The following is a 26,867-nucleotide window of genomic DNA, read 5'->3' as shown; positions in this document are numbered from 1 at the left end:
AACCCACCACAGGGGACCAGCTTCCTGCCGGCCTGCTCCGGATGCCGCAGAAGATCCACGGCAACCTGCCCAAGCCTATCAGTCGCGCCCTCGCCTGCGTATGGTTGGGGGCATGAGCACCGATGACACCACGGCATCCGAGGAGATGAAGCGCAAGTTCAGGGAGGCGCTCGACAAGAAGAACGCGCAGAGCCGCACCGGCGAGGCGCACCTGGACGGCGACTCGGCCGTGCACGGCACGCACGGCGCGGTCACCAAGCGGGAGTTCCGCCGCAAGAGCGGCTGACGCGCCGACGCGCCCCGCGGTCATCGCGGGTCAGCGCTGCGGCGTGCGCGCACGGTCGGACGACCCGCCGGCGGGAAGATCGACGTAGTCGGTGTGCTTCGCCGTCACGGCGTCGCCGGCCGTGCGCCCGCGCAGCCGCCGCCACGCCCACGGCAGCGCGTCGCGGGTGAGCCACGTGCCGCTGACCGGGCGGTCGTCGTCGGCGTGCAGGGCGGCGTCGAGCGCACCGAGCGCCTCCACGTCGGGCAGCCCGAGCACCTCGGCGGCGCGGTACGCCACGAACCGATGCCCGCGCGAGCTCAGGTGCACCTTGTCGTGCGCCCACTTCTCGCGCTCGCCGATGTCGGGATCGCTCTCGAGGTCCAGCAGGAAGGCCCCGTGCCGGGCGGCGATCTCGCGCAGCCGCACCGCGAAGCGGGCGAACCGGCGGGAGAACAGCCGTGAGGCGCGGCGGTCGGGCAGGAACGGCGTGACCAGCAGCACATCGCTGCCCGCCGCGCGCAGGCGGCCGACCGCGTCGTCGACCCGGGCGGCCACGGTGTCGGCGTCGACGTGGTGCGACACGAGGTCGTTCGCGCCGATGAGCACGGTCGCGAGCTCGGGGCGCATCGCGAGCGCGCGCGGGAGCTGCTCGTCCAGGAGGTCGCCGACACGGCGGCTGCGCACGGCGAGGTTCGCGTAGCGCACCGGTGTCGGCGAGCGCTGGGCCAGGAGGGTCGCCAGCCGGTCCGCCCAGCCGCGGTACTCCCCCTCCGGCATCCGCGACGTGTCGCACAGCCCCTCCGTCAACGAGTCGCCGAGGGCGATGATGCGCGACCATCCGCGCGGCGGCGGCGCCGGACGCTCCGCCGCGGGGGCCGAGGTCGACCCGACGCGTGTGCCGCGCTCCGCGCCGTGCAGCCGCCGCGCTTCGAGGTAGTACTGCTCCAGCGTGTCGACGAGGGCAGGCCAGGTCCGCCCCTCGACGCCGGCCCGCGCCGCCGCTCCGAAGGCCTGACGCTTGGTCGCGTCGCCGACCAGGTCGCGCACGCGATCGCGGAGGTCGTCGAGGTCGCCCGGCCGGTAGAGCCAGCCGTCGACGCTGGAGCGCACGAGGTCGACGGGGCCGCCGCGACCGGTCGCGACCACGGGTACGCCGCTGGCGTGGGCCTCCTGGATGGTCTGCCCGAACGTCTCGCTCTCCCCCGGATGCACGAAGACATCGAAGCCGGCCATCGCCTGGGCGAGCTCGGCGCCGGCGAGGTGGCCGAGGAACACGGCGCGCGGCAGCGCGCGCTCCAGTCGCGCGCGGGCGGGGCCGTCGCCCACGATCACCAGGCGGACGCCGGGTATGTCGGCGAGAACCGCCAGGTCTTCGACCTGCTTCTCGGGGGCGAGACGCCCGACGTAGCCGACGATCACCTCGCCCGGCGCGATCCAGGAACGCCACGCCTCACTGCGGTGCTCGGGGCGGAAGCGCTGGGTGTCGACGCCCCGGCCCCACAGCCGCGTGCGATCGACGCCCAGTTCGTCGAGCTGTCGCAGCGCCGACGACGAGGGCGCGAGCGTCAGCGTGGCCCGGCCGTGCAGACGGGCCACGTGCGCGGCGGTCAGGGCGGTCGCCCGCGGGACGCCGTACTTGCGGGCGTAGGCGATGACATCGGTCTGGTAGACCGCGACGGTCGGCAGCTCCAGCGCCTCCGCCGCCGCGACGGCGCGCCAGCCGAGCACGAACGGCGAGGCGAGGTGCACGACGTCGGGCGCGTAGTCGCGCAGGATGCCGGCGAGCGTCCCGGTGCGCCCCAGCGCGATGCGCACCTGGCGGTAGGCGGGCAGCGGCACGGAGGGCAGCAGGGTGGTCGTCGCATCCGAGCGCGCACCCGGCGCTCCCGGCGCGATGACGAGGGCGTCGTGGCCGCGTGCGGTGAGATGACGCACGGACTGCAGGACGGATCCGGTGACGCCGTTCATGTGAGGCAGGAACGACTCGGCGACGAACGCGACTCTCATGGGTCCAGGGTCGCGGGTGCGCGGCCCCGGGGGCGTGCTGACGGGCCCCGGGAACGCAGTGTTCCCCGAACGCTCCGCGGACGGTCACCGCACGGTCATCCCCGCCGCGCGCGTTCGCCGCGCGTTCATGGGCCCGTGCTACTCCGGGACGGTGACGGACGCATGGCTCCAGGCTCTCGCGCACAGCCCGTGGGCGCTGCCGGCGATGGCGGGGCTGGTGCTGGGCGATGCGCTGCTCGTCGTGATCCCCGGCGAGGCGGCGGTGACGACCTTCGGCGCGCTGGCGGTGGCCGAGGGCGCGCCGCCGCTGATCGCGGTGATCGCCGTCGCCGCGCTGGCCGCCCTGCTCGGCGACCTCGGCTGCTACGCCCTCGGACGAACGGTCGGCCTCGATCGCTGGCGATGGATGCGGGGGCCGCGCGTGACCGCCGCGTTCGGCTGGGCCCGCGACGCCCTCGCGCGGCGCGGGGCGACGCTGATGTTCACGGCCCGCTTCATCCCGTTCGCCCGCCTGGCGGTCAATCTCGCGGCGGGCGCCTCCCGCATGCCGGTGCCGCGGTACCTGCTGCTGGCCGCTCCCGCGGCGACGGCGTGGGCGCTCTATCAGGCGCTGCTGGGAGCCGCCGTCGCCGCGATCGTGCCCGGCGGCACGGTCGTCGCCGTCGCGGTCTCGATCGCCCTCGCGCTCGCCCTCGGCGCGGCCGCCGACGCCGTGGCGGGCCGCGCGCGGCGACGCCGCGCCCCGGAGGCCTGAGGACAGGCACGCCCGGACGCGGCGACGTGACCGCGCCGTCAGTGCGCGGCCGCCCGGCGGCGGGCGCGCTCCTCCTTCGCGGCGGCCTCATCGAGGGCGGCCTGCTCGAGTCCCTGCGTGCCGACGGCGCCGGTCGCGGTGGACATGCCGTCGTGGCCGTCACCGGTGAGGGTGGACTCGTCGAACGGCGCCCGACCGGCGAGCACCTCGCGGACGCGGTCGCGGTCGATCTGCTTCGTCCAGGTGCCGATGAGCAGCGTCGCGACGGCGTTGCCGGTGAAGTTCGTGACGGCGCGCCCCTCGGACATGAACCGGTCGATGCCCACGATCACGCCCACCCCGTTGACGAGGTCGGGGCGGAAGGCCTGGAGCCCGCCGGCGAGCGTCGCCAGACCCGCCCCCGTGACCCCGGCGGCGCCCTTGGAGGCGATGATCATGAACACGAGCAGGCCGATCTGCTCGGACCACGACATCGGCGTTCCCATGCCCGCGGCGATGAACAGCGACGCCATCGTCAGGTAGATGGCCGTGCCGTCCAGGTTGAAGGAGTAGCCGGTCGGGACGGTGATGCCGACGACGGGCTTCGAGACGCCGAGGTGCTCCATCTTGGCGATCAGCCGGGGAAGGGCGGACTCGCTCGAGGAGGTGCCGACGATCAGCAGATACTCGCGACCGAGGTACTTCATCAGTCGCAGGATGTTCACGCGGGTGACGGCGTACAGGAGCACCCCGAGGATGCCGAAGACGAACACGGCGCACGTGATGTAGAACGCGATCATGAGGATGCCGAGGCTGACGATGGCGGCGAAGCCGGTCTTGCCGACCACGGCGGCGATCGCGCCGAACGCGCCGATCGGGGCGAGCCAGAGGATCATCCCGAGGATGCGGAACACGAGCACCTGCAGCTGCTTGACGGCGTACATGATCGGCTCGCCCTTGCTGCCGAGTCCCTGCAGGGCGAAACCGACCAGCAGCGCGATGAAGAGCACCTGCAGCACGCTCTCGCCGGTGAAGGCCGAGAAGAACGTCGTGGGGATGATCCCCATGAGGAACTGGGTGGTCGAGGTGGCCTCGATGCTGGATGCGTCGTAGGTCGAGCTCGACATGTCCAGTCCCGTGCCCGGGTGGATGATGTTGCCCACGACGAGGCCGATGAACAGCGCGAACGTCGTCATCACCATGAAGTAGCCCAGGGCCAGCCCGCCGATCTTGCCGACCGTGGCGGCCTTGGCGATGGAACCGACGCCGACCACGATGGTGCAGAAGATGATCGGCGCGATCATCATCTTGATGAGGTTGACGAACGCCTTGCCGATCGGCTCGAGCCCCTTCGCGAACTCGGGCCAGACGAGGCCGACGACGGCGCCCAGCACGACGGCGATGATCACCGACACGTAGAGCCAGGTGTGTTTGTCCCAGGACGTCTTGCCGCGGCGCCAGTTGTAGCCGGGGAGTCTGAAAGATGTCGTCGAGAGGGCCATGTCCGCCTCCAGGTGTGAACGGGTCGTTGTTCGCGGACCGCCGACGTTGGCGGCCACGTGCCCAGAGTGCGCCCGCCGGGACCACGTGGTTCACTTGTGGTCGTATTGGTCCCGCCCCCGGGCGGCGACGCACGCCACCGCCGTTCACCGTCGAGAGGGGCGCCATGGCCCGCAGCATCGGACGCAGCGCCGCGTCCCGGCTGTTCCTGTGGCTCGCCGGTGCGGCGCTCGTGCTGGCGCTGGGGACGGCGGGGCTGCTCGTGCTGGAGGCCCAGCGGGCGGCCCGCGCCGAGGCGGAGCGAGCGACCCAGGCCGTCGCCGCGACACTCGCGGGCCTTCCCGAGGTCCGGTCCGCTCTCGCGGCGGGCGACGGCGAGGCGGCCACGCGCACGCTCCAGCCGATCGCGCGCGAGGTGATGTCGAGCGCGGGCGTCGATTTCGTCACCGTGATGGACACGGCCGGCATCCGCATCACGCACCGCGACCCGGCCCAGATCGGCCAGCACTACATCGGCACGATCCCGCCTTCGCCGCAGACGATCACCGAGGAGTTCACCGGAACCCTGGGTCCGTCGCTGCGCACGATCGTGCCGGTGGAGGCGGACGGGCGCCTCGTGGGCTGGGTGTCGGTCGGCGTGACGGTGCGCACCGTCACCGCGCAGGTCGTGCCGCGGCTGCTGGTGGTCGCGGCGGTCGGGCTCGCCCTCGTCGGGGCGGGACTGGCGGGGGCGGTGCTCGCACGCCGAGCGACCCGGAGCGTCGCCGGCGACCTCCCCGCCGGAGCGATCCGCGACACCCTCGCCTCGGCCGAGTCGATGCGCACGCTCGGCGAGGCGCTGCGGGCGCAGACGCACGAGCACGGCAATCGGATGCACGCCGCCGTCGCCCTGATCGAGCTCGGCCGGAGCGCCGACGCCATCGGCATCCTGACCGACTCTGCACGCCAGAGCCAGGCGCTGGTCGACCAGGTCGCCGCGCGGACGGACGGCGACCCGACGGTGGGGGCGCTGCTGCTCGGCAAGGCGTCCCAGGCGATGGAGCGGGGAATCGAGTGGAGCGCGGACATCGCCGCCGACGCGCCCCGTTCGCTGCTCCGGCCGATCGACGCGGTCGCCCTCGTCGGCAACCTGATCGACAACGCCCTGGATGCCGCGGCCGCGGGCCCGGAGCCGCGCTGGGTGCGCGTGCACATGTCGCGCACCGCTGAGGACGAGCTGCTGCTCAGCGTCGCCGACTCGGGCGAGGGACCCGACGAGCACACCCGCGCGCGGATGTTCGAGCGGGGCTTCTCGACCAAGCCCGCCGGCGCGGACGGCCGGGGGGTGGGTCTGGCCCTGGTGCGCGCGGTCGTCGACGAGGTCGGCGGGACGATCTCGCTGGGGCTGTCGCCGACGACGTTCCGCGTGGTGCTGCCGACGGGACTGTCATGATCGGGGTGCTGCTGGTCGACGACGAGGCCCTGACCCTCGAGCTGCATCGCACCTACGTCAGCCGCGTGCCGGGCTTCGAGGTCGTCGCCGAATGCGCCGGCGCGCGCGCCGCCGTCGCGGCGGTGCTCGAGGCGCCCGAGCGGTCGCGGATCGATCTCGTCCTGCTCGACATGACGATGCCCGACGGCACGGGGCTGGACGTCCTGCGCCATATCCGGGCGCGCGCCGCGGACGTCGATGTGATCGCGATCACCTCGGTGCGCGACGCCGACGTGGTGCGTCAGGCGATCGCGCTCGGTGCGGTGCAGTACCTCGTGAAGCCCTTCACGTTCGCCGCCTTCCACGATCGACTGGATCAGTACCGCGTGTATCGCGCGCGAGCCCGTGCCGCGACCGGAGCGGCGACGCAGTCGGAGATCGACGCGATGCTGGGCGCTCTGCGCCCGACGGGTCCCGTCGTGCTGCCGAAGGGCCTGTCTCCGGCATCCCTCGATCGCGTGTCGGACGCGGTGCGCGACCGCGGCCCCCTCTCGGCGACGGAGGCCGCCGATGCGCTGGGGATGTCGCGCGTGGCGGCGCGCCGCTACCTCGAACACCTCGCCGACGCGGGACGGGTCGAGCGTTCGCCGCGGTACGGCACGCGCGGGCGCCCCGAGACGGAGTACCGCTGGCGCTGATCAGCGCCCGGATGCCGCGGCACCCGCGTCGTCCCACCCGATCCCGCTCGATCCGGCGGCGTACTCCTCGAGCGGCACGTCGCCGCGCCGCCAGGCGTCGCGGACGGGCTGGATGATCCGCCAGCACTCCTCGGCGACGTCGCCGCGCACCGAGAGCATCGCGTCCGCGTCGAGGATCGCGGCCAGCACCTCGGTGTAGGCCTGGTGCGAGCCCAGGCCGAGATCGGCTTCGAGGCGGGCCCGGTGCAGCGCGAACGGCCCGTCGCCGCCGTTGACGGAGATGTCCATCGTGACCCGGTCGGGGCCGAGGGAGAAGCGGATGACGCTGCCGGCGGCGTCGCCGGTGAAGCCCGCGGGCAGGTGGCGGACCGGCCGGAGCACCACGTCGATCTCCGCACGCTTGGCATCCAGGGCCTTCCCCGACCGCAGCGTGAAGGGCACGCCCGCCCACCGCGCGTTGCGCACCTCCACGGTGACCTGTGCCAGCGTCTCGGTCTCGCGTGCGGGGTCGACGCCCGACTCGTCGACGTAGGAGGGCATCTGCTCGCCGCCGGCGGTGCCGGCCGTGTAGCGGGCTCGGTGGGAGAAGCGCACCGCGTTGTCCTCCCAGACGTGCGTGGCGCGCAGGACCGCGGCGGTCGCGTCGCGGACGTCGGTCGCGTTCAGCGCCGCGGGCGGCTCCATCGCGACGACCGCCATGACCTGCAGGAGATGGCTCTGGATCATGTCGACGAGGGCGCCCGCGCGATCGTAGAAGCCCGCGCGCCCCTCGAGGCCCAGGGTCTCGTCGAATCGGATCTCGACCCGTTCGACGTGCTCGGCCGTCCACACGGGCTCGAGCAGGCGGTTGGCGAAGCGGACGCCGAGCACGTTCAGCACCGTGGATCGGCCGAGGAAGTGGTCCACGCGGAAGATCTGCTCCTCCGGCAGCAGCGTCCGCAGCACCTCGTTCAGCGCGCGGGCGCTCGCCTCGTCCTCGCCGAACGGCTTCTCGAGCGCCAGCACGGTCCCCGCCGGCAGGTCGCCCGGCGACAGCGCGGCGCACGCGGCCGCCGCGGCCGCCGGCGGCACGGCGAAGTAGAGCACGAGCCGGCCGTCGGGGGCGTCGCGCACGACGCGGCGCAACCCCGCGGCGGTGGTCGCGTCGACGGCGAGGTAGGGCGTGGAGGCCACCGCGGCGAACGCCTCCTCGGCATCCGCTTCGCGAAACGCGGTGCGCACGCGACGCCGCCACTGCGCATCGCTGAGCGCCGTGCGTCCCACCCCCAGCAGATGGATGCGGCGATCGGGCTGACTCTTCAGCAGGTCGGCGACCGCGGGCAGCAGCAGCCGCTCGGTCAGATCGCCGCTCGCTCCGATGATGGCCAGTGTCGACACGTCGCCCATGAGCACACCCTACGTGGCCCCCTCCGCCCCGGGGAGACGGCAGAATCGTTGCGTGGCAGATGCACCTGCAGGATCGGACTCCTCGCCCGCGCCCATCGAGGACTACGCGCTGCTGAGCAGCAGCCGCACGGCGGCGCTGGTGTCGGGATCGGGGTCGATCGACTGGCTCTGCCTGCCGCGCTTCGACTCGGCGTCGGTGTTCGCCGCGCTTCTCGGCGACGAGCACCACGGGCAGTGGATGCTGCGCCCGACCGATCCGCAGGCACAGCACACGCGGCGCTACGACGGCGAGACGTTCACGCTCGTCACGCGCTGGGAGAGCGCCGACGGTGTCGCCGAGGTGCACGACTGCCTCCCGGTCGATCCGCACCACCTCGACACCGCGAGCCGCACCGACCTCGTCCGGCGCGTGGTCGGCCTCTCCGGCAGCGTGGAGTTCGAGCAGCGCGTGCGGCTGCGGTTCGACTACGCGCGGGCCCTGCCCTGGGTGCGCCAGACCGGCACCGCCGAGGCGCCCGAGCTGACCGCCATCGCCGGCCCGGATGCGGTGGTCCTGCGCGGCGCCGCCCTCACGGCCACCGACCATCTGCACCGCGGTGCGTTCCGCGTCTCGTCGGGTGAGCGGCGCGACCTGACCCTCACCTGGCACGCTTCGCACCGTCCGGCGCCCGAGCCGCTCGACGTCGACGCGGCTCTCGCCCGCACCCGCGACTGGTGGAGCACGTGGGCGCAGCGCATCGACGTGCACGGCCCGCACCGCGAGGCCGTGGTGCGCTCGCTGCTGACCCTGCGCGCGCTGACGCACCGCGACACCGGCGGGATCATCGCCGCACCGACCACGTCCCTCCCCGAGCAGTTCGGCGGCGGCCGCAACTGGGACTACCGGTTCGTGTGGCTGCGCGACGCGTCCCTGACGATCGAGGTGCTGCTCGGACAGGGCTTCGCGCACGTCGTGGAGCACTGGCAGCGGTGGCTGCTGCGGGCCATCGCGGGAGATCCCGCCGACCTGCAGATCGTCTACGGCATCGCGGGCGAGCGCGACCTCGCCGAGCGCGAGCTGGAGAGCCTCCCCGGCTACCGGGGCGCCGCCCCCGTGCGCATCGGCAACGGCGCGGCCGGGCAGTACCAGGCCGACGTCACGGGCGAGGTGATGACCTGCCTGTTCGCGGCGCGGCAGGCGGGCATCGAGCAGTCGGACATCTCGTGGCCGCTCGAGCGTGCCCTGCTGCGCCGGGCCGAGAAGCGCATCGACGAGCCGGACAACGGCATCTGGGAGATCCGCGGCGACCCGCAGCTGTTCACGCACTCGCGGGCGATGGTGTGGGCGGCGTTCGACCGCGGCGTCCGGTCGGTGCGCGAGTTCGGCCTCGACGGGCCGGACGAGCGGTGGGAGCGTCTGCGCGATCGCGTGCGCGCCGACATCGATCGGCGCGGCGTGTCGGCGCGCGGGCACTTCGTGCAGCACGCCGGCACCGATGCGGTCGACGCGTCGCTCCTGTTGCTGCCGGTGGTCGGTTTCTGCGCCGCCGACGACCCGCGGATGCTGGCGACCGTCGCCGAGATCGAGCGCACGCTGATGGTCGACGGCCTCGTGCTGCGCTATCGGACCGAGTCCGGCGTGGACGGCCTCGAGGGCACCGAGAACCCGTTCCTCGCCTGCTCCTTCTGGCTCGTCGAGCAGTACGCCGCGAGCGGCCGGCTCGACGACGCCCGCGCGCTCATGGACCGTGCCTGCTCGCGCGCCAACGACGTCGGCCTGCTGTCGGAGGAGTACGACGTGGCCGGCAGACGCCAGGCCGGCAACACCCCGCAGGCGCTGTCGCACCTGGCGCTGGTGCGCGCGGCATCCGCCCTCGCCCGCGCCGAGGCGGCGCACGGCGACGCCCCCGACCGCGCCGGAGCGTGATCGGGGGCGTCGACGTGCGGGCTCACTCGCCGGCGAGACCGCCGAGCAGGTGGCCGAACGAGCGTCCCTCGCCGAGGTAGTTCGCCGGGTCGAACGGGTCGCCGCTGCCGGCGGGCTGACGGCGTGCGACGGCCTCGGCCAGTTCGCGGGCGCCGCGCTCGACGCGCGAGCTCAGCGGTGCGACCTGATCGGCGGCGGCTCCCCAGTCGCTGGATGCCGCGAACACACCGGTCGAGACCGTCTCGGCGTGGAGGTACGCGAACAGCGGGCGGATGGCGTAGTCGATCGCGAGCGAATGCCGCGCCGTTCCCGCATTGGCCCCGATCAGCACCGGCATGCCGGTGAGGGCGTCGGGATCGAGCACGTCGATGAACGACTTGAACAGGCCCGAGTAGCTCGTCGAGAAGATCGGCGTGACCACGATGAGCGCGTCGGCCGAGACCACCGTGTTGATGGCCGACTCCAGCGCGGGCGGCGCGAAGCCGGTCAGCAGGTTGTTCGTGATGTCGTGCGCGAGATCGCGCAGCTCGATCGTGTCGACGGTGGCCTGGATGGGGGCGCCGTCGGGTCCCGACTGCTCCCCCAGCGCCGTCACGGTCGCGGCCGCGAGACGGTCGGCGAGCATGCGGGTGGACGACGGGTTGGACAGGCCGGCGGAGACGACGGCGATGCGCCGGGCGCTCATCGGGTCGCCCCCACACCGAACGCGGCGCCGGCCGGCGCGGGCGCGTCCTGATAGGGCGACGGGCCGCTGAGGTTGTCGCCGCGGTTGGCGCGCGGGGTGGCCTGGCGTGCCGGGCCGTCGCCGTACGCGGCGCGCACGAGCGAGGCGTGCGTGGGCGCGTCGGGCACGTTCTCCGGCCGGTCCTTCGCGAACTCCTTGCGCAGGACGGGCACGACGTCGCCGCCGAGGAAGTCGAGCTGCTCGAGCACGGTCTTCAGCGGGAGTCCGGCGTGGTCCATGAGGAACAGCTGGCGCTGGTAGTCGCCGAAGATGTCGCGCATGCCCGCGTAGCGGTCGATGACCTGCTGGGGCGAGCCGACCGTCAGCGGCGTCATCTCGGTGAAGTCCTCCATCGAGGGGCCGTGACCGTAGACCGGGGCGTTGTCGAAGTAGGGACGGAACTGGTTCACGGCATCCTGCGAGTTCTTCGCCATGAAGGCCTGTCCGCCGAGGCCGACGATCGCCGTCTCGGGGGCGCCGTGACCGTAGTGCTCCCAGCGCTGGCGGTACAGGCCGATGAGGCGCTGGTAGTGCTCGGCGGGCCAGAAGATGTTGTTCGCGAAGAAGCCGTCGCCGTAGTAGGCGGCCTGCTCGGCGATCTCGGGCGTGCGGATCGAGCCGTGCCAGACGAACGGCGCGACGCCGTCGAGCGGCCGCGGGGTCGCGGTGAAGCCCTGGAGGGACGTGCGGAACTTCCCCTCCCAGTCGACCACGTCCTCACGCCACAGCGTGTGCAGCAGCGCGTAGTTCTCGATCGACAGCGGCAGACCCTGACGGATGTCCTTGCCGAACCACGGGTAGACCGGGCCGGTGTTGCCACGGCCGAGCATGAGGTCCATGCGTCCGCCCGAGAGGTGCTGCAGCATGGCGTAGTCCTCGGCGATCTTCACCGGGTCGTTCGTCGTGATGAGCGTCGTCGAGGTCGAGACGATGAGCCGCTCGGTCTGGGCGGCGATGTAGGCCAGCGTGGTGGTCGGGGACGACGACCAGAACGGCGGGTTGTGGTGCTCGCCGAGGGCGAAGACGTCCAGGCCCACCTCTTCGGCGTGCTTCGCGATCTCGACGGTCGCGCGGATGCGCTCGGCCTCGCTGGGCGTGTGGCCCGTGGTCGGGTCCTGCGTGATGTCGCTGACGGTGAAGATGCCGAACTGCATCTGCGGGCTCTTCTCGTTCACGGTGTCCTTCGCCTTCCGGATGCCTCGGCATCCAATACATGCAAATGAATGTATCTGGTGCAACGCGGTGCTGTCCAGGTTATTCCCGCCCCGTCCTGCTCCCCCGGTAGGGTGACCAGACGATGACCGACCCTGTCCCCTCGCCCGCCTCCCCGGCACCGCGCCCGGCGAAACGACGGGTGCCACTGTGGGACAACGCGCGCTTCGCCTGCATCGTGCTGGTCGTCCTGGGCCACGCCATCCAACGCCTCACGTACGACAGCGACGCCGCGCTGGCGCTCTACCTCGTCGTCTACGCGTTCCACATGCCCGCCTTCGCCCTGATCTCCGGCTACTTCTCGACGTCGGACGGGCCGTCGCGGCGGCAGATGGCCCGGGTGCTGACGGACATCGTCGCCCCCTACGTGGTGTTCGAAAGCCTGTGGACGCTGACGAAGTGGCTCGTCGAGGGCGAGGCGAACCCCAACCTCACCCAGCCGTCCTGGACGCTGTGGTTCCTGCTCGCGCTCGCCATCTTCCGGCTCGTGCTGCCCTACCTCGCGCTCCTGCGGTGGCCGCTCGCGTGGACCGTCGCCGTCTCCCTCGCCGTCGGCTACTGGCCCAACGTCGACTCGACCCTGTCGCTGTCGCGCACGCTGGGCCTGCTCCCGTTCTTCACCCTCGGGTGGTGGGTGTCGCACCACCGGATCGTGCAACGGCTCGACCTGCTCCGCCGTCGCCGCAGGGGTCCGCGGATCGCGGCCGTCGCCCTGTTCGCCGCGGCCGGCGCCGTGGCGTGGCTGTTCGCCGACACCTGGCGCGCGGTCGACCTGCGCCAGTGGCTGTTCTACGACCAGGACTACGCCGCGCTCGGCGGCCCCTGGTGGTCGGCCGCGGTGCGCCTGGCGCTGATGGCGATCGCGCTCGTCCTCAGTGTCGCGTTCTTCGCCCTCGTCCCCCGCGGCGCGTACGGGTGGACGGCGTTCGGGCGCTACACGATGTACGTGTACCTGCTCCACTCGTTCGTGCTGTACCCGTTCCGCGAGACCGGCCTGCTGCGCAGCGCCGAGCCGACGTGGCTCTGGCTGCCGACGCTGGTCGTCCTGTCGGTCGTCATCGCGCTCGGCCTCGCGACGCGGCCCGTGCGCACGGTCTTCCGGCCGCTCGTCGAGCCCCGCCCCCGCTGGCTGTTCGCCGACCCGACGCTGGCCGGGCGCGAAGGCCATCGCTCCGACCCCACCGGCTCGCGCCGACCCCGTCAGGACCCGCGGCCGCGACCGCACCGCGAGCCCGAGCGGTAACCGGGCGCAACACAGCGCGCGCAGGTGTCGGCATCCGCCTACCCTCGCCTTCATGAGCGACCTGAACCTGCCCGTGCTCGATTTCGCCCTCCTCGAAGCCGGCCCCGAACAGGCCGCCCTCTTCCGCGAGCAGTTGCGGGCGGCGACCCACGACGTCGGGTTCTTCTACCTCACCGGCACGGGCGTCGACGGCGAGCTGGAAGCACGGCTGCACCGCGCCGCGCGGGACTTCTTCGCCCTCCCGGATGCCGACAAGCTCGCGATCGAGAACGTCACCAGTGCACACTTCCGCGGCTACACGCGCATCGGCGGCGAGCGCACGCAGGGCAAGGTCGACTGGCGCGAGCAGATCGACATCGGCCCCGAGCGCGATGTCGTCGACGACCCGGACGCCCCGGCGTTCGCACGGCTCATCGGGCCGAACCTGTGGCCCGCGGCGCAGCCCGAGCTGCGCGAGGTCGCGTCGGCCTGGCAGGAGCATCTGACGGGCGTCGCCCGGCGGCTGCTGCGCGCGTGGGCTCTGGCCCTCGGCGCGCCCGAGGACTACTTCGACGACCACTTCGGCGAACCGTCGACACTGCTCAAGATCGTCCGCTACCCCGGCTCGAGCGCGCCCGAGCCGGCCCAGGGCGTCGGCGCCCACAAGGACTCGGGTGTCCTCACGCTGCTGTGGGTCGAGCCCGGCAAGGGCGGCCTGCAGGTCGAGCGCGACGGCGAATGGGTGGATGCGCCCCCGGTGCCGGGGGCGTTCGTGGTCAACATCGGCGAGATGCTCGAGTACGCGACCGGCGGCTACCTCATCGCGACGAACCACCGCGTCGTATCGCCGCGCGCGCCCGAGGATCGCATCTCGGTGCCGTTCTTCTTCAACCCGGCCCTCGACGCCCGGCTCCCGCTCATCGAGCTGCCCCCCGAGCTCGCCGCACAGGCGCGCGGCGTCACGCAGGACCCCACGAACCCCATCCACGCCCTCTACGGCGAGAACGCGCTGAAGTCCCGGCTGCGGGCACACCCCGACGTGGCCGAGCGCTGGCACGCCGACCTGCTGGCCGCTCGCGCCTAGGAGAGCTGCTTGCCGATGATGATCCGATCCACACCGCCGTACATCTTGCGGCGTGCCAGGTCGACGTAGCCGGCCTTCAGGAAGTTGCGACGACTCGGCTCGTTGTCAGGCGACACCGTCGCCAACGCGACGGGAACGTGGTCACGGACGAGTTCCTCCTCGACAGAGCTCAGGAGTGCCCGCTGCAGTCCACGGCCGCGGTACGACGGTGCGACCGCAACCGACTCGATGTGCGCAGCCGCCAAGACGGTCGCATCGTCGTATCCGAGACCGCGTGCCAGGTTGTCCTCGGCGTCCCGAGGAAACCGCACGATCATCGCGGCGACGACGAGATCGCCGTCGCCGGCGACCACCGTGAACCCGTCCGGGCCGCCAAGGTGACGCGCGACGACGTCGAGCGGATCCACGATGAAACGACCCTCGGGTTCGGTCCTCGAGGCCTCCTCGAGCAGCCGATGGATCGTCGGAGCCTCGTCAGGATGCGGCCTACGCAGCTGAACCACGTCGAGCACCCTTCCGCCGGCCCGCGGCCGAGTGCAGGAGTTCGCCGTACTCCGCACCCAACGCCGCTTCCAGTTCGGTCGATGACGCGTACTCGTCCCACCGACCCTGCGCCCGTACGTGGTCGCGCCAGATGTCGTACAGGGTGATGAGGTTCCGGTAGCTGTAGCGATCGGGAATCAGCTCGATGCGCTGGATGTCGGGATTGTGCATCGCGACGAAGAAACGGTATCCGAACAGATCATCCAGGAGCGCGATATCCACGACCCGGCGAGCGTGCAAGAGGTAGCAGGTTTCGAAGAACGTGAGGTACACCATCGCGTCGTACTGATCGCGGTCCGCGAGCCGCTTCTCCCTGACCAGCCGTCCGTACACCCTCCCGATGGAGGCGTTGTCGTTGAAGCTGTTGTTGAGGTTCATGATGAACTCACCGATCGCAACGTCCTTCTCGGCCTTGATCTGAAACCAGATGGCCACCGCGGCGAAGACGGTGGCTGCGGCGGCGAGCGCCTGCTGCAAGACCGAGTCGGGCATCGCGACGAACAGGATGATCGAGGCCGATGCCGCGACGACGAACAGAATCCCGATGATCTTGGTGCGCCTGCGGGTGTGCACGGTACGACCCCCTCTCGATGTGGCATCAGCATACGAGGAGCGGATCGGGCCGGGAAATGACGAGAGCCTCCCCACACCGTGGGGAGGCTCTCCAAGAATGTTTTGCGCGATTGAACGCGGGGGCGCGAAGCCTTAGCGGCGCAGACCGAGACGCTCGATGAGCGAGCGGTAACGGTTGATGTCGATGTCCTGCAGGTAACCCAGCAGGCGACGACGCTGACCGACGAGCAGGAACAGCCCACGACGCGAGTGGTGGTCGTGCTTGTGCTCCTTGAGGTGCTCGGTGAGGTCCTTGATGCGCTGCGTCAGCATCGCGACCTGCACCTCGGGGGATCCGGTGTCACCGGGGTGCGTCGCGTACTCTTCGATGATCGCCTTCTTGACGTCTGCTTCCAGTGCCATAGGTGATCCCCTTCCTCTTCGTTGCGCGGCGCCCGACGCCTGATGCGTGGGCTCTCTTTCTCCGCGGCCGATCGAACGGCAACCTCAGGAGTCTACCAGCGCCGACGCCGTCGCGGAAACTCGTAGGCTCGGTCACGTGCAGTTCTCCGTCCACGTCAAGCCCGGCAGCCGCAAGGGCCCCCTCGTCGAGCAGGATGCCGAGGGCCTCACGGTCTTCGTGCGCGAGCGCGCCGTGGACGGCGCGGCCAACGACGGCGTCGTGCGGGCCCTCGCGGCCCACTTCGGTGTCCCGCCGCGCGACGTGACGATCCTCCGCGGACACGCCTCGCGCCACAAGCGCGTCGAGGTCGACCGGTGAGCGGCGGCCATCTGATCGATCTCACGCCGTTCCGGCGGAGCCCGGCCTTCGCCCGTCTGTGGATCGGGTCGACGCTGTCGGGCCTCGGCGGGCAGCTGACGATCATGGCCGTCATGCTGCACATGTACGCGCTGACCGGATCGACCTTCGCGGTGTCGATGATCGCGGTGGCGGGACTGGTGCCCATGGTGCTCGCCGGGATCTACGGCGGCATGCTGGCCGACGCCTTCGATCGGCGCACGGTCGCGCTCACCGCGGCGACGGTCACCTTCGTCTCGACCCTGCTGCTCGCGGTCCTCGCGTGGACGCAGCAGGAGGCGGTCTGGTCGCTCTACGTGCTCAGCGTCGTCAACTCGGCGGCGAACTCGATCGTGATGGCGAGCCGATCCGCCATCATCCCCCGCCTGCTCCCCCGCGAGCTGCTGCCCTCCGCCGCGGCACTGCAGGGGGTGACGGTCGGCATCATGGTGATGGCCGGGCCCGCGCTGGCCGGTGTGCTGGTGGCCACCACGGGCTACGCGTGGACGTACTCCCTCGACGTCGTCCTGATGCTGAGCCTGTTCCTGGGCCTGTGGACGCTGCCGACGATGCGACCGGAGGGCGAGACGGTACGACCCGGCTTGGAGTCACTGAAGGACGGCATCGCCTTCCTGAAGCGCGCCCCGAACATCCGGCTGCAGTTCGTCATGGACATCGTCGCGATGACGTTCGGACAGCCCTTGGCGCTGTTCCCCGCCCTGGGCATGGTGCTGCTCGGCGGCGGACCGGTGACGGCCGGGGCCCTCACCGCCGCCATCGCGGCCGGCGCCTTCCTGTCGAGTCTGTTCTCCGGCCGGGTCGGCGGCTACCGCTGGCACGGGCGCGGCATCACGCGGGCGATCGAGGTGTACGGCGGGGCCATCGGCGCCTTCGCCCTGGCGCTGCTGCTGGCGGCGGTGGGGCTGGGCGCACCGGCGACGGTGGATGCCGAGCACGCGAACGTGCCGATGATCGTCGCCGCCTGCGTCGCGCTCGCGGTGGCCGGCGCCGCCGACAACGTGAGCGCGATCTACCGTTCGACGATGCTCCAGGCCGCCGTTCCGGACGCCGTGCGCGGAAGGCTCCAGGGGATCTTCATCGTCGTCGTCGCGGGCGGTCCGCGCGTCGGCGCGCTCTACGCGGGCACGCTGGCGACGATCACGACTCTGTGGTTCCCGCCGCTGGTCGGCGGCATCCTGATCATCGCGATCGTCGCCACGCTCGCGCGGTTGAGCCCCCGTTTCCGCGCGTACGACGCCGAGAACCCTCTCGCCTGAGCGCAGCGCCCGAGCGGGCGCGAGGTGCGCCGTCGCATTCCTGCCAGCCGTCGGCGGGTTTCGGACGTCACGCTCGCGGACCCGTCCCGACGTCGGATGCCGCGGCTAGAGTCGCCGCGTGACCGTCTCCACGCCCGCCGCCGCCGTGGCCGCACCGCGCCCCGGGGCAGGGCCCGCCTCCTCGGTGATCGCCGTGCAGTTCGTGCTGGTCGGCGTCATCTGGGGCTCGAGCTTCCTGTTCATGAAGGTCGCCCTGGAGGGGATCTCCCCCGCGCAGGTCGCGTGGGGGCGGCTCGTGCTGGGCGCGCTCACCCTCGGGCTCTTCGTCCTGGCCCGTCGAGACCGCCTGCCGGCCGTCCGCGGCGCGGGCGCGCGCGTCTGGGGCCACATGACGGTGCTCGCGGTGAGCTTCTGCGTCGTGCCGTTCCTGCTCTTCTCCTGGGCGGAGCAGCACGTCTCCTCGGGTCTGGGCAGCATCTACAACGCGACCACGCCGATCATGACGGCCGTGATGGCGGCCGCCGTGTTCCGGGTCGAACGACTGAAGCCCGTCCAGATCACCGGGATCGCCGTGGGCATCGCGGGCGTCGTGGTGATCATCGCGCCGTGGACGGGGCTCGATCTCACGCACAGCCTCGTGGCACAGCTCGCCCTGCTCGGCGCGACGGCGTGCTACGGGTTCAGCCTCGCCTACATGCGGCGCTTCCTCCGCGACTCGGGGATGACGCCCCTCGCCTTCTCGTTCGTCAACATCGGCATCGCGGCCGTCCTCATGACGCTCATCGCCCCGGCGATCGCGCTCTCGCCCGTCACCCTCGATCCCTGGATCGTGGGGAGCATGGTCCTGCTGGGATGTCTCGGCACGGGGGTCGCCTACATCTGGAACCAGAACACGCTGCGCGCCTGGGGGCCGACGGCGGCCTCCACCGTGACCTACATCACCCCCGTGGTCGGCGTCGCACTCGGCGTGCTCGTGCTCGGCGAAGAGGTCAGCTGGCACGAGCCGGTCGGTGCGGCGGTCGTCTTCCTCGGCATCCTCCTGGCGCAGAACCGGCTGCGGATGCCACGACGGCGGCCGCCCCGGGATGCCGGGGGCGACCGCCGTCGATCGGATCGGATCAGGCCTGCAGCGCGCCCTGCAGATCGAGCGTGATGGTCACGTCCTTGCCGACGAGGACGCCACCGGTCTCGAGGGCGGCGTTCCAGGTCAGGCCGAAGTCCTCGCGGTTGATGACACCGGTCGCCGTCGCACCGGCCTTGTAGTTGCCGTACGGGTCGGTTCCGAACCCGCCGAACTCGAGGGTGAAGGTGACCGGCTTCGTGACGCCGTGCATCGTCAGGTCGCCGTCGACGAGGAAGTCGCCGCCGTCGAGACGGACACCGGTCGAGACGAACTCGATGGTCGGGAACTGGGCGACGTCGAAGAAGTCGGCGCTGCGCAGGTGGTTGTCGCGGTTCTCGTCGTTGGTGTTGATCGAGGCGACGTCGACGGTCGCGGTGACCTTGGCGTCCAGGGGGTTCTCGGGCGCCTCGATGGTGGCGCTCTTCAGGCCGAACACGCCGCGGACCTTCGAGATCATCATGTGGCGCAGGCTGAAGGTGACCTCGCTGTGGGCGGGGTCGAGGACCCAGGTGCCGGCCTTGTAGCCGGGGATCTCGGGGGCGGTGGTGGTCGTGTCGGTCATGTCAGTCGTCCTTCGTCGGGGGAACCGGTCTGCGCATAGTCAACACGTCGACCGGGTATGTATTCCCAAGAATGAAAAAACTCTCGGCGAACACCTCGGGGGCGGATGCCGCGGCATCCGCCCCCGAGGAACGTCCAGTGGTCAGCCGACCTTCAGCAGGTCGATGATGAAGATGAGCGTCTTGCCGCCCAGGAAGTGGCCGCCGGCCGGTCCGTACGCCAGGTGCGGGGGGATCACGAGCTCGCGGCGACCGCCCACCTTCATGCCCGGGATGCCGTCCTGCCATCCCTGGATCAGGCCGCGCAGCGGGAACTGGATCGACTCGCCGCGGCCCCAGGAGGAGTCGAACTCCTCACCGGACTCGTACTCGACGCCGGCGTAGTGGACGGTGACGTTGTCGCCGGGCTTCGCCTCGTCGCCGTCACCGACGATGAGGTCGCGGATGACGAGGTCCGCGGGAGCAGGCCCCGTCGGGGCGTCGAACTCGGGCTTGGTGCGCTCTTCGGTCATGCCTCCATCCAAGCATGCGCGGATGCCGCGGGCACCCTCTTGACACCCCCGAGAGCACCGACGGACAATGACTGTAGGCCAACTCAGCGCCCGGGAGACACGCAGGCATCGCCGCGGCACCGGGCGCTGAGTCTTTCCCACTGCAACCTGCGGAGACCCGCGTCGCGACCGTAATCACCAAAACCTGCGCCGTCGCGCCGTCCCCACTACCCTGGAGGGATGCGTTTCGCCCACGTCGTGCTGCCCGAGACGGACGATCCGCAGCTGGTCGCCGTCGTCGCCCCCGGACGTGTCGCCCCGGTGGGCGCCCTGTTCGCGGGCGCGCCGCGCACGCTGCAATCCCTCATCGAGGGCGGCGACGACCTGCTCGCACGGGTGCGAGAGGCGGCCGCGGATGCCGAGGGCATCCCCCTCGCGGGGCTCGTGTTCGGGCCGGCCGTCGCCGCGCCGCCCATCGTCCTCGCGGTCGGCCTCAACTACGCGGCGCACTCCAGCGAGCTCGGCCTGAAGGCCGACACCGCACCGACCGTGTTCACGCTGTGGCCGAATTCCCTGGCCGGCAACGAGGGCACGACGAGCTGGCCGCGCACGCTCAGCGAGTCGGTCGACTACGAGTCGGAGCTCGGTGTCGTGATCGGCGCGCCCGCGAAGGACGTCCCGGCGGAGGACGCGCTCGATCACGTGTGGGGATACACCGTCGTCAACGACATCACGGCGCGCGACATCCAGTTCTCCGAGGCGCAGTGGTCGCGGTGCAAGTCGTTCGACGGGTTCACCCCCAACGGCCCGTTCGTCGTCACGGCCGATGAGATCCCCGACCCGCAGGATCTGCACATCTGGGCCGTCGTCGACGGCCAGATGGTGCAGGACGCCTCGACGGGGCAGATGATCCGCTCGGTCGCCACGCTGATCGCGCACCTCTCCCAGTCGGCGACGCTGTTGCCGGGAACCCTCATCTCCACGGGGAGCCCCGGCGGTGCGGGCTACTCGCGCGACCCACAGATCTTCCTCCGGGACCGCTCCACCGTGACCGTCGGCATCGACGGGATCGGCGAGCTCACGACGCACTGCCGCATCCTGGACTGAGGCCGCGACCGCTCGACGACGAACGGCCCGCCCCGCGCCGAAGCGCAGGAGCGGGCCGTCGCACGTTCGCGGGATCAGCCGCCGTTGCAGGTGACGGTCTGCCCGTTCACCTCGTACACCCCGCTGGGGTTGTTGGCGCAGAACTGGATGAGATCGCCTGCCGCGTTGGCGAACACGGCCACGAGGATGATGCCGACGATGACGCCGACCACGGCCAGCACGGCACCGACGATGATCGCCGCGACCGCCCAGCCGTTCTTGACCCCCGCCTTGCGGCTCTGCACGAGAGCCACGATGCCCAGGATGAGGCCGATGATGTTGAAGAAGATCGCCACCACGAACGCGACGATGCCGAGGGTGCGGCCGGGGACCGGCGCCCCGGGGGCGGGCGGTCCGGCGTACGCGGGAGCCGCCTGGTAGGCGGGCGGTGCGACGGGCGGCGCCGACGGGGGCGTCGGCGGGTTGACGGGGGGCTGAGTGGGGTCGGTCATGTCTCTCCTCGGTGATTCGGTACAGGGTGCCGGATTGAGACGTACGCTATCGGGCGTTGACGGCCGCCCGCAAAGGGTTGCGCTCAGCTCTCGACGAGGTTCTCCGCCGGCTGGACGATCGGGATCGCCTGGGTGATCGCCTCCAACCCCGACAGCCGCGCGGGCGACAGCTGCTTGTCGACGTCGTCGCGGCTCATGAGACCGGCTTCGACGACGAGGTCGCCGACGTTGCGGTGCGTGAGCAGCGCCGTCTTGGCGAGGGCCGCCGAGGCGGCATAGCCGATGAACGGCGTGAGGGCCGTCACGACGCCGACCGAGGAGCCGACCATGGCGCCGAGGCGCTCGCGGTTCGCGGTGATGCCGTCGACGCAGTTGATCCGGAAGCTGCGCATGGCCCGGCGCATCCAGGTGATCGACTGGAAGATCGAGTGCGCGATGATCGGCTCGAACGCGTTCAGCTGGAGCTGGCCGCCCTCCACCGCCATCGTCACGGTGAGATCGGCGCCCGCCACAGAGAACGCGACCTGGTTGACGACCTCCGGGATGACGGGGTTGACCTTGCCGGGCATGATGCTGGAGCCCGCCTGACGCGCGGGCAGGTTGATCTCTCCGAGACCCGCTTGAGGACCGCTGGAGAGCAGCCGCAGGTCGTTGGCGATCTTCGACAGCTTGATGGCGTTGCGCTTGAGGGTGGAGGAGAAGGACATGAACGAGCCGGTGTCGCTCGTCGCCTCGACGAGGTCGTCGGCGGTCGCGAGGTCGAGGCCGGTGATCTCCCGCAGGTGGCGCAGCACCGCCGGCGCATAGCCGGGATGCGTCGTGATGCCCGTGCCGATGGCGGTGGCGCCCATGTTGATCTCGAACAGGAGATAGGCGTTCTCGGTGAGGCGCTGATGGTCGTAGCCGAGGGTCGTCGCGAACCCGTGGAACTCCTGCCCGAGCGTCATCGGGACGGCGTCCTGCAACTGCGTACGACCGATCTTCAGGATGTCGTGGAACTCCACGGCCTTCGCCAGGAACGAGCGGCGCAGGAGGTCGAGCTCCTCCAGCAGCGTCTTGAGGTCGAGGCTGAGGCCCACCTTGACGGCCGTCGGGTACACGTCGTTGGTCGACTGCGAGCGGTTCGTGTGATCGATCGGCGAGAGGAACGCGTAGTCGCCCTTCGGGCGTCCGGCCAGCTCCAGCGCGATGTTGGTGATGACCTCGTTCGCGTTCATGTTGGTGGAGGTGCCGGCGCCGCCCTGGACGACGCCCACGACGAACTGGTCGTGGAACTCGCCGTCGATGACCCGCTGGGACGCGCGATCGATGAGGTCGGCCCGCTCGGCATCCAGCACGCCGATCTCCAGGTTCGCGCGGGCGGAGGCCTGCTTGACCATCGCGAGGGCGGTGACGAGGTCCTTGTAGACGGAGATGGGGCGCATGGAGATGGGGAAGTTCTCCAGAGCGCGGGCGGTGTGGATGCCCCAGTAGGCATCCGCGGGGATCTCCATCGATCCCAGGGAGTCGGTCTCGGTGCGCGTCGTTGCGTCCAGTGCCATGAGTGCAGGTCCTTTTGGGTCGTCGCCTCGGGTGGTCGTGGTCGAGCCTACCCGCGGCGACGCGGCGCGTCCGGTGTACACGACGTACACCGGAGACGCCGGCGCCCTCCGCCACGGTCATCGACCGGTGCGGAGGGCGCCGTCCGATCAGCGGTTGACCGTGGACATGTCCGCGTAGCGCTCGCCCACCGGCGCGGCCACCGTGTCCAGCGCCGCGAGCTGCGCCGCCGAGAGCGACAGCTCGGCCGCGCCGATGTTCTCCTCGACCCGCGTCAGCTTGCGCGTACCCGGGATCGGAGCGATGTGCTCGCCCTGGGCCAGCAGCCAGGCCAGAGCCACCTGCGCCGGCGTGGCCCCGGCGTCGCGTGCGACGCCCTCCACGACCTCGACGATGGCGAGGTTGGCCTCCAGGGCCCCGTCGGCGAAGCGCGGATTGCTCTTGCGGAAGTCGTCGTCGTCGAGCACGTCCAGCGACCGGATGGTCCCGGTCAGGAAGCCGCGGCCCAGCGGGGAGTACGGCACGAAGCCGATTCCGAGCTCCCGAAGCGCGGGCAGCAGCTCGCTCTCGGGGTCGCGCGTCCACAGCGAGTACTCGGTCTGCACGGCGGTCACCGGGTGCACGGCGTGCGCCCGGCGGATCGTCGCGACGGAGGCCTCCGACAGGCCGTAGCCGCGGATCTTCCCCTCGGCGACGAGCTCCGCGAGCGCGCCGACGGTGTCCTCGATGGGCGTCGAGGGATCCATCCGGTGCTGGTAGTAGATGTCGATCCGGTCGGTGCGCAGGCGGCGCAGGGAGCCCTCGACGGCCAACCGGATGTTCTCGGGCGTGCCGTCGAGTCCCCGCTCGTCACCGGCGGTGTGGCGGACGGTGCCGAACTTGGTGGCGATGACGGCCTCGTCGCGGCGACCGGCCTCGGCCAGCGTGCGCCCGAGCAGCTCCTCGTTCGTGTAGGGGCCGTACATCTCGGCCGTGTCGAGGAAGGTGACGCCGCGGTCCAGGGCGCCGAGGATCGTGCGCGCGCCGTCGACGTCGTCCTGACCGGCTCCCGTGTAGAAGGCGCTGATCCCCATCAGGCCGAGGCCGATGCGGCTGACCTGGATCGGGGTCGAGGCTCCCAGAGTGGTGGTCTTCATGAGTGTGCGATCTCCTTGTCGTAGATGTCGATCTTGTGGTCGATGGCGCGCAGGCTGGCGGTGATCTCCTCCAGCTGTGCGCGGACGCGTTCGCGGTGCTCGACGAGGAGCTCGCGCCGCTGCGGCACCGTCGACTCCCCCACGCGCACGAGCTCGGTGTACCGCCGGATGCCGGCGATGGGCATTCCGGTCATGCGCAGTCGCGTGAGGAAACGGACCCACGCGATGTCGGCCTCCGTGTAGCGCCGGTGCGACGACGAGGCGCGGTCGATCGGCGCCAGCATCAGTCCCTCGCGCTCGTAGTAGCGCAAGGTGTGGGCGGACACACCGGTCGCCTCGGCGACCGTGGCGATCGAGACGCCGTCGTGAAGGAGGGTCATGCCCCCACGCTAGAACTTAGAGTGCACTCTCAGTCAAGCGGGTCGGCGACGACGCGATCAGCGTTTGCGTGAGAACGCCTCCAGGCGCTCCTCGGCGCTCAGCGCCGCCATGCGTCGCGTCCACTCCGGCGTGAAGACCTCGGCCGTCTCGCCCTCCCCCACGGGCACCACCGCATGGGTGATCGTGTCGTCGTAGACGTGGACGAGATGGAAGGACTGACCGCCGTCCATGCCGTTGACCTCCTGCGGCGGGCGCTGGAGGTTCATCGTGTAGCAGGTCGCCGACGCGACGCTCACCGGGATGCCCGCGAACGTCCCGGACGTCGCGTAGTGGAGGTGCCCGGCGAGGATCGCCCGTACGTCGCTGCCGGCGAGCACGGCGGCGAGCTCGTGCTGGTGCCGCAGCTCGAGGATGTCGAAGAAGGGGATGTGACTCGGAAGCGGCGGGTGGTGCAGCGCCAGGATCGTTCCGAGCGGTGCCGGCTCGGCGAGGATGCCGCGGAGCCAGTCGAGCTGCGCGGCATCCAGATCGCCGTGGTGCCAGCCCGGCACCGACGAGTCGAGGGCGATCAGCCGCAGCCCGCCCAGATCCCACACGCCGGTGATCGGCTCGGCCGACGCGGTCCCGTCGAGCAGCCCCGCCCGCAGCGCGGGGCGCTCGTCGTGGTTTCCCGCGACCCACACGATCGGCGCGCCCAGGCGTGCGGCGACGGGCTCGACGGTGGCACGAAGCGCCGCGTAGGCCTCCGGCTCACCGAGGTCGGTCAGATCGCCCGTGAAGACGATCGCGTCGGGTCGCACGCCGGTGCGCTCCACCGCCGCCAACGAGGCGGTGAGGTTCGCCGCCGTGTCGTAGCGCCCGCCCAGCGGCCGGTTTCCTGCCAGCAGATGCGTGTCGCTCAGGTGCACGATCACGCGCCGTGCGGGCGGATGGATGCCGAAGCGGATCGACTCTGTGGCCATGCCCTCAGCCTAGGCGGGGGTCGCGACGCCGCGTCGGGTGCCCGCTCAGCGCACCACGATCAGTGCGAGGCCCGCGAGCACGGCGACGCCGCACAGCGCGAAGCACAGGTAGGCGCCGACGAGGGCCACACGCTTCTGCCCGTCGGTGAGGGGACTCTTCTTCGCGGCCTTCGCGGCGGCCTTCGCGGCCCGCTTGGCCTCCTTCTCGCTGATGACGGTGATGGCGTCCGTGAACTCCGCCGGCGCCACGACGGGTGCGCGGCCGCCGCGCACGAGCAGCCGCAGGCCGACCGCGTAGAAGCCGACCACGAGCAGCGCACCGGCGAGCGCCGCGGCGAAGACCTGGACGAAGGCGAACCAGTCGATCATGATGCCCATCAGCGCGGGTCCTTCCCCTGACGGTGCGCGCGGTCGGCCTTGTCCTTCGCCCGCTGCGCCTTCTCGCGTGCACGCTCTTCGCGCAGGATCGCACGCTGGCGGCGGGTGGGCGGCGGGTTGCGCTTGACCTTGACGGCCAGGCCGGAGTCGGCGACCTCGCTCATGGCGTTCGAGGAGTCCACCTGGTTGCGGCGGGAGCGCAGGAAGAGGCCGACGATGATCGCGACCGCGATCACGGCGTCGATGAAGATGCCCACGTTCCCGAACCACACCACCAGCAGCGCGGCCAGGGCGCCCACCGCGGCGGAGGCCGGCAGGGTGAGCACCCAGCCGACGGCGATGCGGCCCACGGTGCGCCAGCGGACCGTGGAGCCGCGGCGGCCGAGCCCCGAGCCGATGACCGATCCCGACGCCACCTGCGTCGTGGACAGGGCGAAGCCGAGCGCGCTGGAGGCCAGGATCGTCGCCGCCGTGGAGGTCTCGGCGGAGAAGCCCTGCGCGGGCTTGACGTCGGTGAGGCCCTTGCCGAGGGTGCGGATGATGCGCCAGCCGCCCATGTAGGTGCCGAGCGCGATCGTGAACGCACAGGCGAGGATGACCCACAGCTGCGGATCGGCGTGGGCGGAGTTCTGCCAGCCCGCCATGATCAGCGCCAGGGTGATGACGCCCATCGTCTTCTGGGCGTCGTTCGTGCCGTGCGCCAGGGCGACGAGCGACGAGGTGAAGATCTGGCCCCAGCGGAAGCCGTCGCGTCCGTCGGGCTTGTTGTCGTAGCGACGGGTCACCGCGTAGGCGAGGCGCGTGACGAGGAACGCGATCACACCCGCCGTGAACGGCGCGATCAGCGCCGGCAGCACGACCTTGCTCAAGACCATGCCGAAGTCGATGGCCGCGACGCTCGCGCCGACCAGGGTCGCGCCGATGAGGCCGCCGAACAGCGCGTGCGAGGAGCTGGAGGGCAGCCCGAGCAGCCACGTGAGCATGTTCCAGGTGATGGCGCCGATGAGGCCGGCGAAGATGATCGGCAGGAAGGCCAGCGGCTCGATCTGGTCCTCGCGGATGATCCCGTGGGAGATCGTCTTGGAGACCTCCGTGGACAGGAAGGCACCGACGAGGTTCAGGCTCGCGGCGAGGAGGACGGCGACCTTGGGCTTGAGCGCTCCGGTCGCGATCGGGGTGGCCATCGCGTTCGCGGTGTCGTGGAAGCCGTTCGTGAAGTCGAAGAACAGCGCCAGCGCGATCACCAGCACGACGATGAGTGCAGCGGTTTCCACAGTTCGCTTTCGTCGGGATTCGTGGGAAGGGAGCCGATGGGATCGGCGGTGCGAACGAAGAGTTCACCGTGGGTTCATACTCCGGCAACCGGACCACAGAAAT

Annotated in this window: 28 protein-coding genes; 11 read left to right on the top strand and 17 right to left on the bottom strand. The window is 71.2% G+C overall.

Translation table 11 applies throughout. The features are described 5' to 3' along the window. Positions 1-112 precede the first annotated feature (112 nt). Positions 113-286, top strand: coding sequence for a DUF5302 domain-containing protein (locus tag MHO01S_RS16655; protein ID WP_157831623.1), 174 nt, complete (start codon positions 113-115; stop codon positions 284-286). A 30-nt stretch (positions 287-316) separates the two neighbouring features. Here MHO01S_RS16655 and MHO01S_RS08130 read toward each other — a convergent pair whose 3' ends face one another. Then, on the bottom strand, positions 317-2,275 hold the full coding sequence (locus MHO01S_RS08130) for a GDSL-type esterase/lipase family protein (RefSeq protein ID WP_061782131.1): 1,959 nt from the start codon (positions 2,273-2,275) through the stop codon (positions 317-319). Positions 2,276-2,426: 151 nt separating this feature from the next. On the opposite strand from MHO01S_RS08130, the gene MHO01S_RS08125 reads away from it, so the two are divergent. Then, complete coding sequence (locus tag MHO01S_RS08125; RefSeq protein WP_082808059.1) at positions 2,427-3,029, top strand: DedA family protein; 603 nt, start codon at positions 2,427-2,429, stop codon at positions 3,027-3,029. 38 nt (positions 3,030-3,067) lie between these two features. Here the strand turns inward: MHO01S_RS08125 and MHO01S_RS08120 are convergent, their stop codons facing one another. After that, positions 3,068-4,510: a cation:dicarboxylate symporter family transporter gene (locus MHO01S_RS08120; protein ID WP_061782130.1), complete on the bottom strand. Its 1,443-nt coding sequence runs from the start codon at positions 4,508-4,510 to the stop codon at positions 3,068-3,070. Between the two features lie 164 nt (positions 4,511-4,674). Between MHO01S_RS08120 and MHO01S_RS08115 the strand changes: the two genes are divergently transcribed. Then, positions 4,675-5,940 carry a sensor histidine kinase gene (locus MHO01S_RS08115; protein WP_061782129.1) on the top strand — a complete coding sequence of 422 codons (1,266 nt, stop codon included), beginning with the start codon at positions 4,675-4,677 and terminating at the stop codon, positions 5,938-5,940. Continuing rightward, complete coding sequence (locus MHO01S_RS08110; RefSeq protein WP_060959462.1) at positions 5,937-6,617, top strand: response regulator; 681 nt, start codon at positions 5,937-5,939, stop codon at positions 6,615-6,617. The genes MHO01S_RS08115 and MHO01S_RS08110 overlap by 4 nt, the downstream gene beginning before the upstream one ends. Here the strand turns inward: MHO01S_RS08110 and MHO01S_RS08105 are convergent, their stop codons facing one another. Beyond that, positions 6,618-8,003: a glucose-6-phosphate dehydrogenase gene (locus MHO01S_RS08105; protein WP_061782128.1), complete on the bottom strand. Its 1,386-nt coding sequence runs from the start codon at positions 8,001-8,003 to the stop codon at positions 6,618-6,620. It abuts the gene before it with no gap. A 52-nt stretch (positions 8,004-8,055) separates the two neighbouring features. Here MHO01S_RS08105 and MHO01S_RS08100 point away from each other — a divergent pair, with 52 nt between their 5' ends. Continuing rightward, the gene (locus MHO01S_RS08100) at positions 8,056-9,909 is read left to right on the top strand and encodes a glycoside hydrolase family 15 protein (RefSeq protein ID WP_061782127.1); all 1,854 of its coding nucleotides are present in this window, start codon (positions 8,056-8,058) and stop codon (positions 9,907-9,909) included. A gap of 22 nt (positions 9,910-9,931) precedes the next feature. Here the strand turns inward: MHO01S_RS08100 and MHO01S_RS08095 are convergent, their stop codons facing one another. Both MHO01S_RS08095 and MHO01S_RS08090 read right to left on the bottom strand, forming a co-directional pair. Next, positions 9,932-10,594 (bottom strand): FMN reductase, encoded by a 663-nt coding sequence (locus tag MHO01S_RS08095; protein WP_061782126.1) that lies wholly within the window; start codon positions 10,592-10,594, stop codon positions 9,932-9,934. Next, entirely contained in the window at positions 10,591-11,787 is a 1,197-nt protein-coding gene (locus MHO01S_RS08090) for an LLM class flavin-dependent oxidoreductase (protein ID WP_174524669.1), read from the bottom strand. The genes MHO01S_RS08095 and MHO01S_RS08090 overlap by 4 nt, the downstream gene beginning before the upstream one ends. Before the next feature lie 143 nt (positions 11,788-11,930). On the opposite strand from MHO01S_RS08090, the gene MHO01S_RS08085 reads away from it, so the two are divergent. Both MHO01S_RS08085 and MHO01S_RS08080 read left to right on the top strand, forming a co-directional pair. Then, entirely contained in the window at positions 11,931-13,088 is a 1,158-nt protein-coding gene (locus MHO01S_RS08085) for an acyltransferase family protein (protein ID WP_061782124.1), read from the top strand. 52 nt (positions 13,089-13,140) lie between these two features. Further along, complete coding sequence (locus MHO01S_RS08080; RefSeq protein WP_060959457.1) at positions 13,141-14,151, top strand: isopenicillin N synthase family dioxygenase; 1,011 nt, start codon at positions 13,141-13,143, stop codon at positions 14,149-14,151. Here the strand turns inward: MHO01S_RS08080 and MHO01S_RS08075 are convergent. The 3 genes from MHO01S_RS08075 to rpsO form a co-directional block, all read right to left on the bottom strand. Further along, positions 14,148-14,558: a GNAT family N-acetyltransferase gene (locus MHO01S_RS08075; protein WP_157553764.1), complete on the bottom strand. Its 411-nt coding sequence runs from the start codon at positions 14,556-14,558 to the stop codon at positions 14,148-14,150. The two genes, MHO01S_RS08080 and MHO01S_RS08075, sit on opposite strands and share 4 nt — an antisense overlap. Positions 14,559-14,637: 79 nt before the next feature. Then, a complete protein-coding gene (locus MHO01S_RS08070; protein ID WP_060959455.1) occupies positions 14,638-15,267 on the bottom strand; it encodes a hypothetical protein in 630 nt (209 codons plus the stop codon). A gap of 132 nt (positions 15,268-15,399) precedes the next feature. Continuing rightward, positions 15,400-15,669, bottom strand: a complete 270-nt coding sequence (gene rpsO, locus MHO01S_RS08065; RefSeq protein WP_005048780.1) for a 30S ribosomal protein S15 — start codon at positions 15,667-15,669, stop codon at positions 15,400-15,402. Between the two features lie 136 nt (positions 15,670-15,805). On the opposite strand from rpsO, the gene MHO01S_RS08060 reads away from it, so the two are divergent. The 3 genes from MHO01S_RS08060 (at position 15,806) to MHO01S_RS08050 (ending at position 18,475) form a co-directional block, all read left to right on the top strand. After that, entirely contained in the window at positions 15,806-16,027 is a 222-nt protein-coding gene (locus MHO01S_RS08060) for a DUF167 domain-containing protein (protein WP_060959454.1), read from the top strand. Beyond that, positions 16,024-17,322 carry an MFS transporter gene (locus tag MHO01S_RS08055; protein WP_060959453.1) on the top strand — a complete coding sequence of 433 codons (1,299 nt, stop codon included), beginning with the start codon at positions 16,024-16,026 and terminating at the stop codon, positions 17,320-17,322. Before MHO01S_RS08060 ends, MHO01S_RS08055 begins: the two co-directional genes overlap by 4 nt. A 118-nt stretch (positions 17,323-17,440) precedes the next feature. Beyond that, complete coding sequence (locus tag MHO01S_RS08050) at positions 17,441-18,475, top strand: DMT family transporter (protein ID WP_371836321.1); 1,035 nt, start codon at positions 17,441-17,443, stop codon at positions 18,473-18,475. Here the strand turns inward: MHO01S_RS08050 and MHO01S_RS08045 are convergent. Next, on the bottom strand, positions 18,441-19,007 hold the full coding sequence (locus tag MHO01S_RS08045; RefSeq protein WP_060959452.1) for a YceI family protein: 567 nt from the start codon (positions 19,005-19,007) through the stop codon (positions 18,441-18,443). The two genes, MHO01S_RS08050 and MHO01S_RS08045, sit on opposite strands and share 35 nt — an antisense overlap. A 141-nt stretch (positions 19,008-19,148) precedes the next feature. Continuing rightward, entirely contained in the window at positions 19,149-19,517 is a 369-nt protein-coding gene (locus tag MHO01S_RS08040) for an FKBP-type peptidyl-prolyl cis-trans isomerase (protein WP_060959451.1), read from the bottom strand. Positions 19,518-19,736: 219 nt separating this feature from the next. Here MHO01S_RS08040 and MHO01S_RS08035 point away from each other — a divergent pair, with 219 nt between their 5' ends. Beyond that, the gene (locus tag MHO01S_RS08035; RefSeq protein WP_060959450.1) at positions 19,737-20,603 is read left to right on the top strand and encodes a fumarylacetoacetate hydrolase family protein; all 867 of its coding nucleotides are present in this window, start codon (positions 19,737-19,739) and stop codon (positions 20,601-20,603) included. Positions 20,604-20,677: 74 nt separating this feature from the next. On the opposite strand, the gene MHO01S_RS08030 is transcribed toward MHO01S_RS08035, so the two are convergent. The 7 genes from MHO01S_RS08030 to MHO01S_RS08000 form a co-directional block, all read right to left on the bottom strand. Then, positions 20,678-21,094, bottom strand: a complete 417-nt coding sequence (locus MHO01S_RS08030) for a hypothetical protein (protein ID WP_060959449.1) — start codon at positions 21,092-21,094, stop codon at positions 20,678-20,680. 83 nt (positions 21,095-21,177) lie between these two features. Next, a complete protein-coding gene (locus MHO01S_RS08025) occupies positions 21,178-22,635 on the bottom strand; it encodes an aspartate ammonia-lyase (protein ID WP_060959448.1) in 1,458 nt (485 codons plus the stop codon). A gap of 147 nt (positions 22,636-22,782) precedes the next feature. Beyond that, entirely contained in the window at positions 22,783-23,769 is a 987-nt protein-coding gene (locus MHO01S_RS08020) for an aldo/keto reductase (protein ID WP_061782122.1), read from the bottom strand. After that, complete coding sequence (locus MHO01S_RS08015; protein WP_060959446.1) at positions 23,766-24,149, bottom strand: MerR family transcriptional regulator; 384 nt, start codon at positions 24,147-24,149, stop codon at positions 23,766-23,768. Before MHO01S_RS08015 ends, MHO01S_RS08020 begins: the two co-directional genes overlap by 4 nt. Positions 24,150-24,206: 57 nt before the next feature. Then, a complete protein-coding gene (locus MHO01S_RS08010) occupies positions 24,207-25,112 on the bottom strand; it encodes a phosphodiesterase (protein ID WP_060959445.1) in 906 nt (301 codons plus the stop codon). A gap of 45 nt (positions 25,113-25,157) precedes the next feature. After that, positions 25,158-25,490, bottom strand: coding sequence for a hypothetical protein (locus tag MHO01S_RS08005; RefSeq protein WP_060959444.1), 333 nt, complete (start codon positions 25,488-25,490; stop codon positions 25,158-25,160). Then, the gene (locus tag MHO01S_RS08000) at positions 25,490-26,764 is read right to left on the bottom strand and encodes an inorganic phosphate transporter (RefSeq protein WP_060959443.1); all 1,275 of its coding nucleotides are present in this window, start codon (positions 26,762-26,764) and stop codon (positions 25,490-25,492) included. The genes MHO01S_RS08005 and MHO01S_RS08000 overlap by 1 nt, the downstream gene beginning before the upstream one ends. Positions 26,765-26,867 lie beyond the last annotated feature (103 nt).

It is taken from the genome of Microbacterium hominis NBRC 15708 (assembly GCF_001592125.1).
Taxonomy (GTDB): Bacteria; Actinomycetota; Actinomycetes; order Actinomycetales; family Microbacteriaceae; genus Microbacterium; species Microbacterium hominis.
This window is presented reverse-complemented; position numbering and strand designations above follow the sequence as displayed.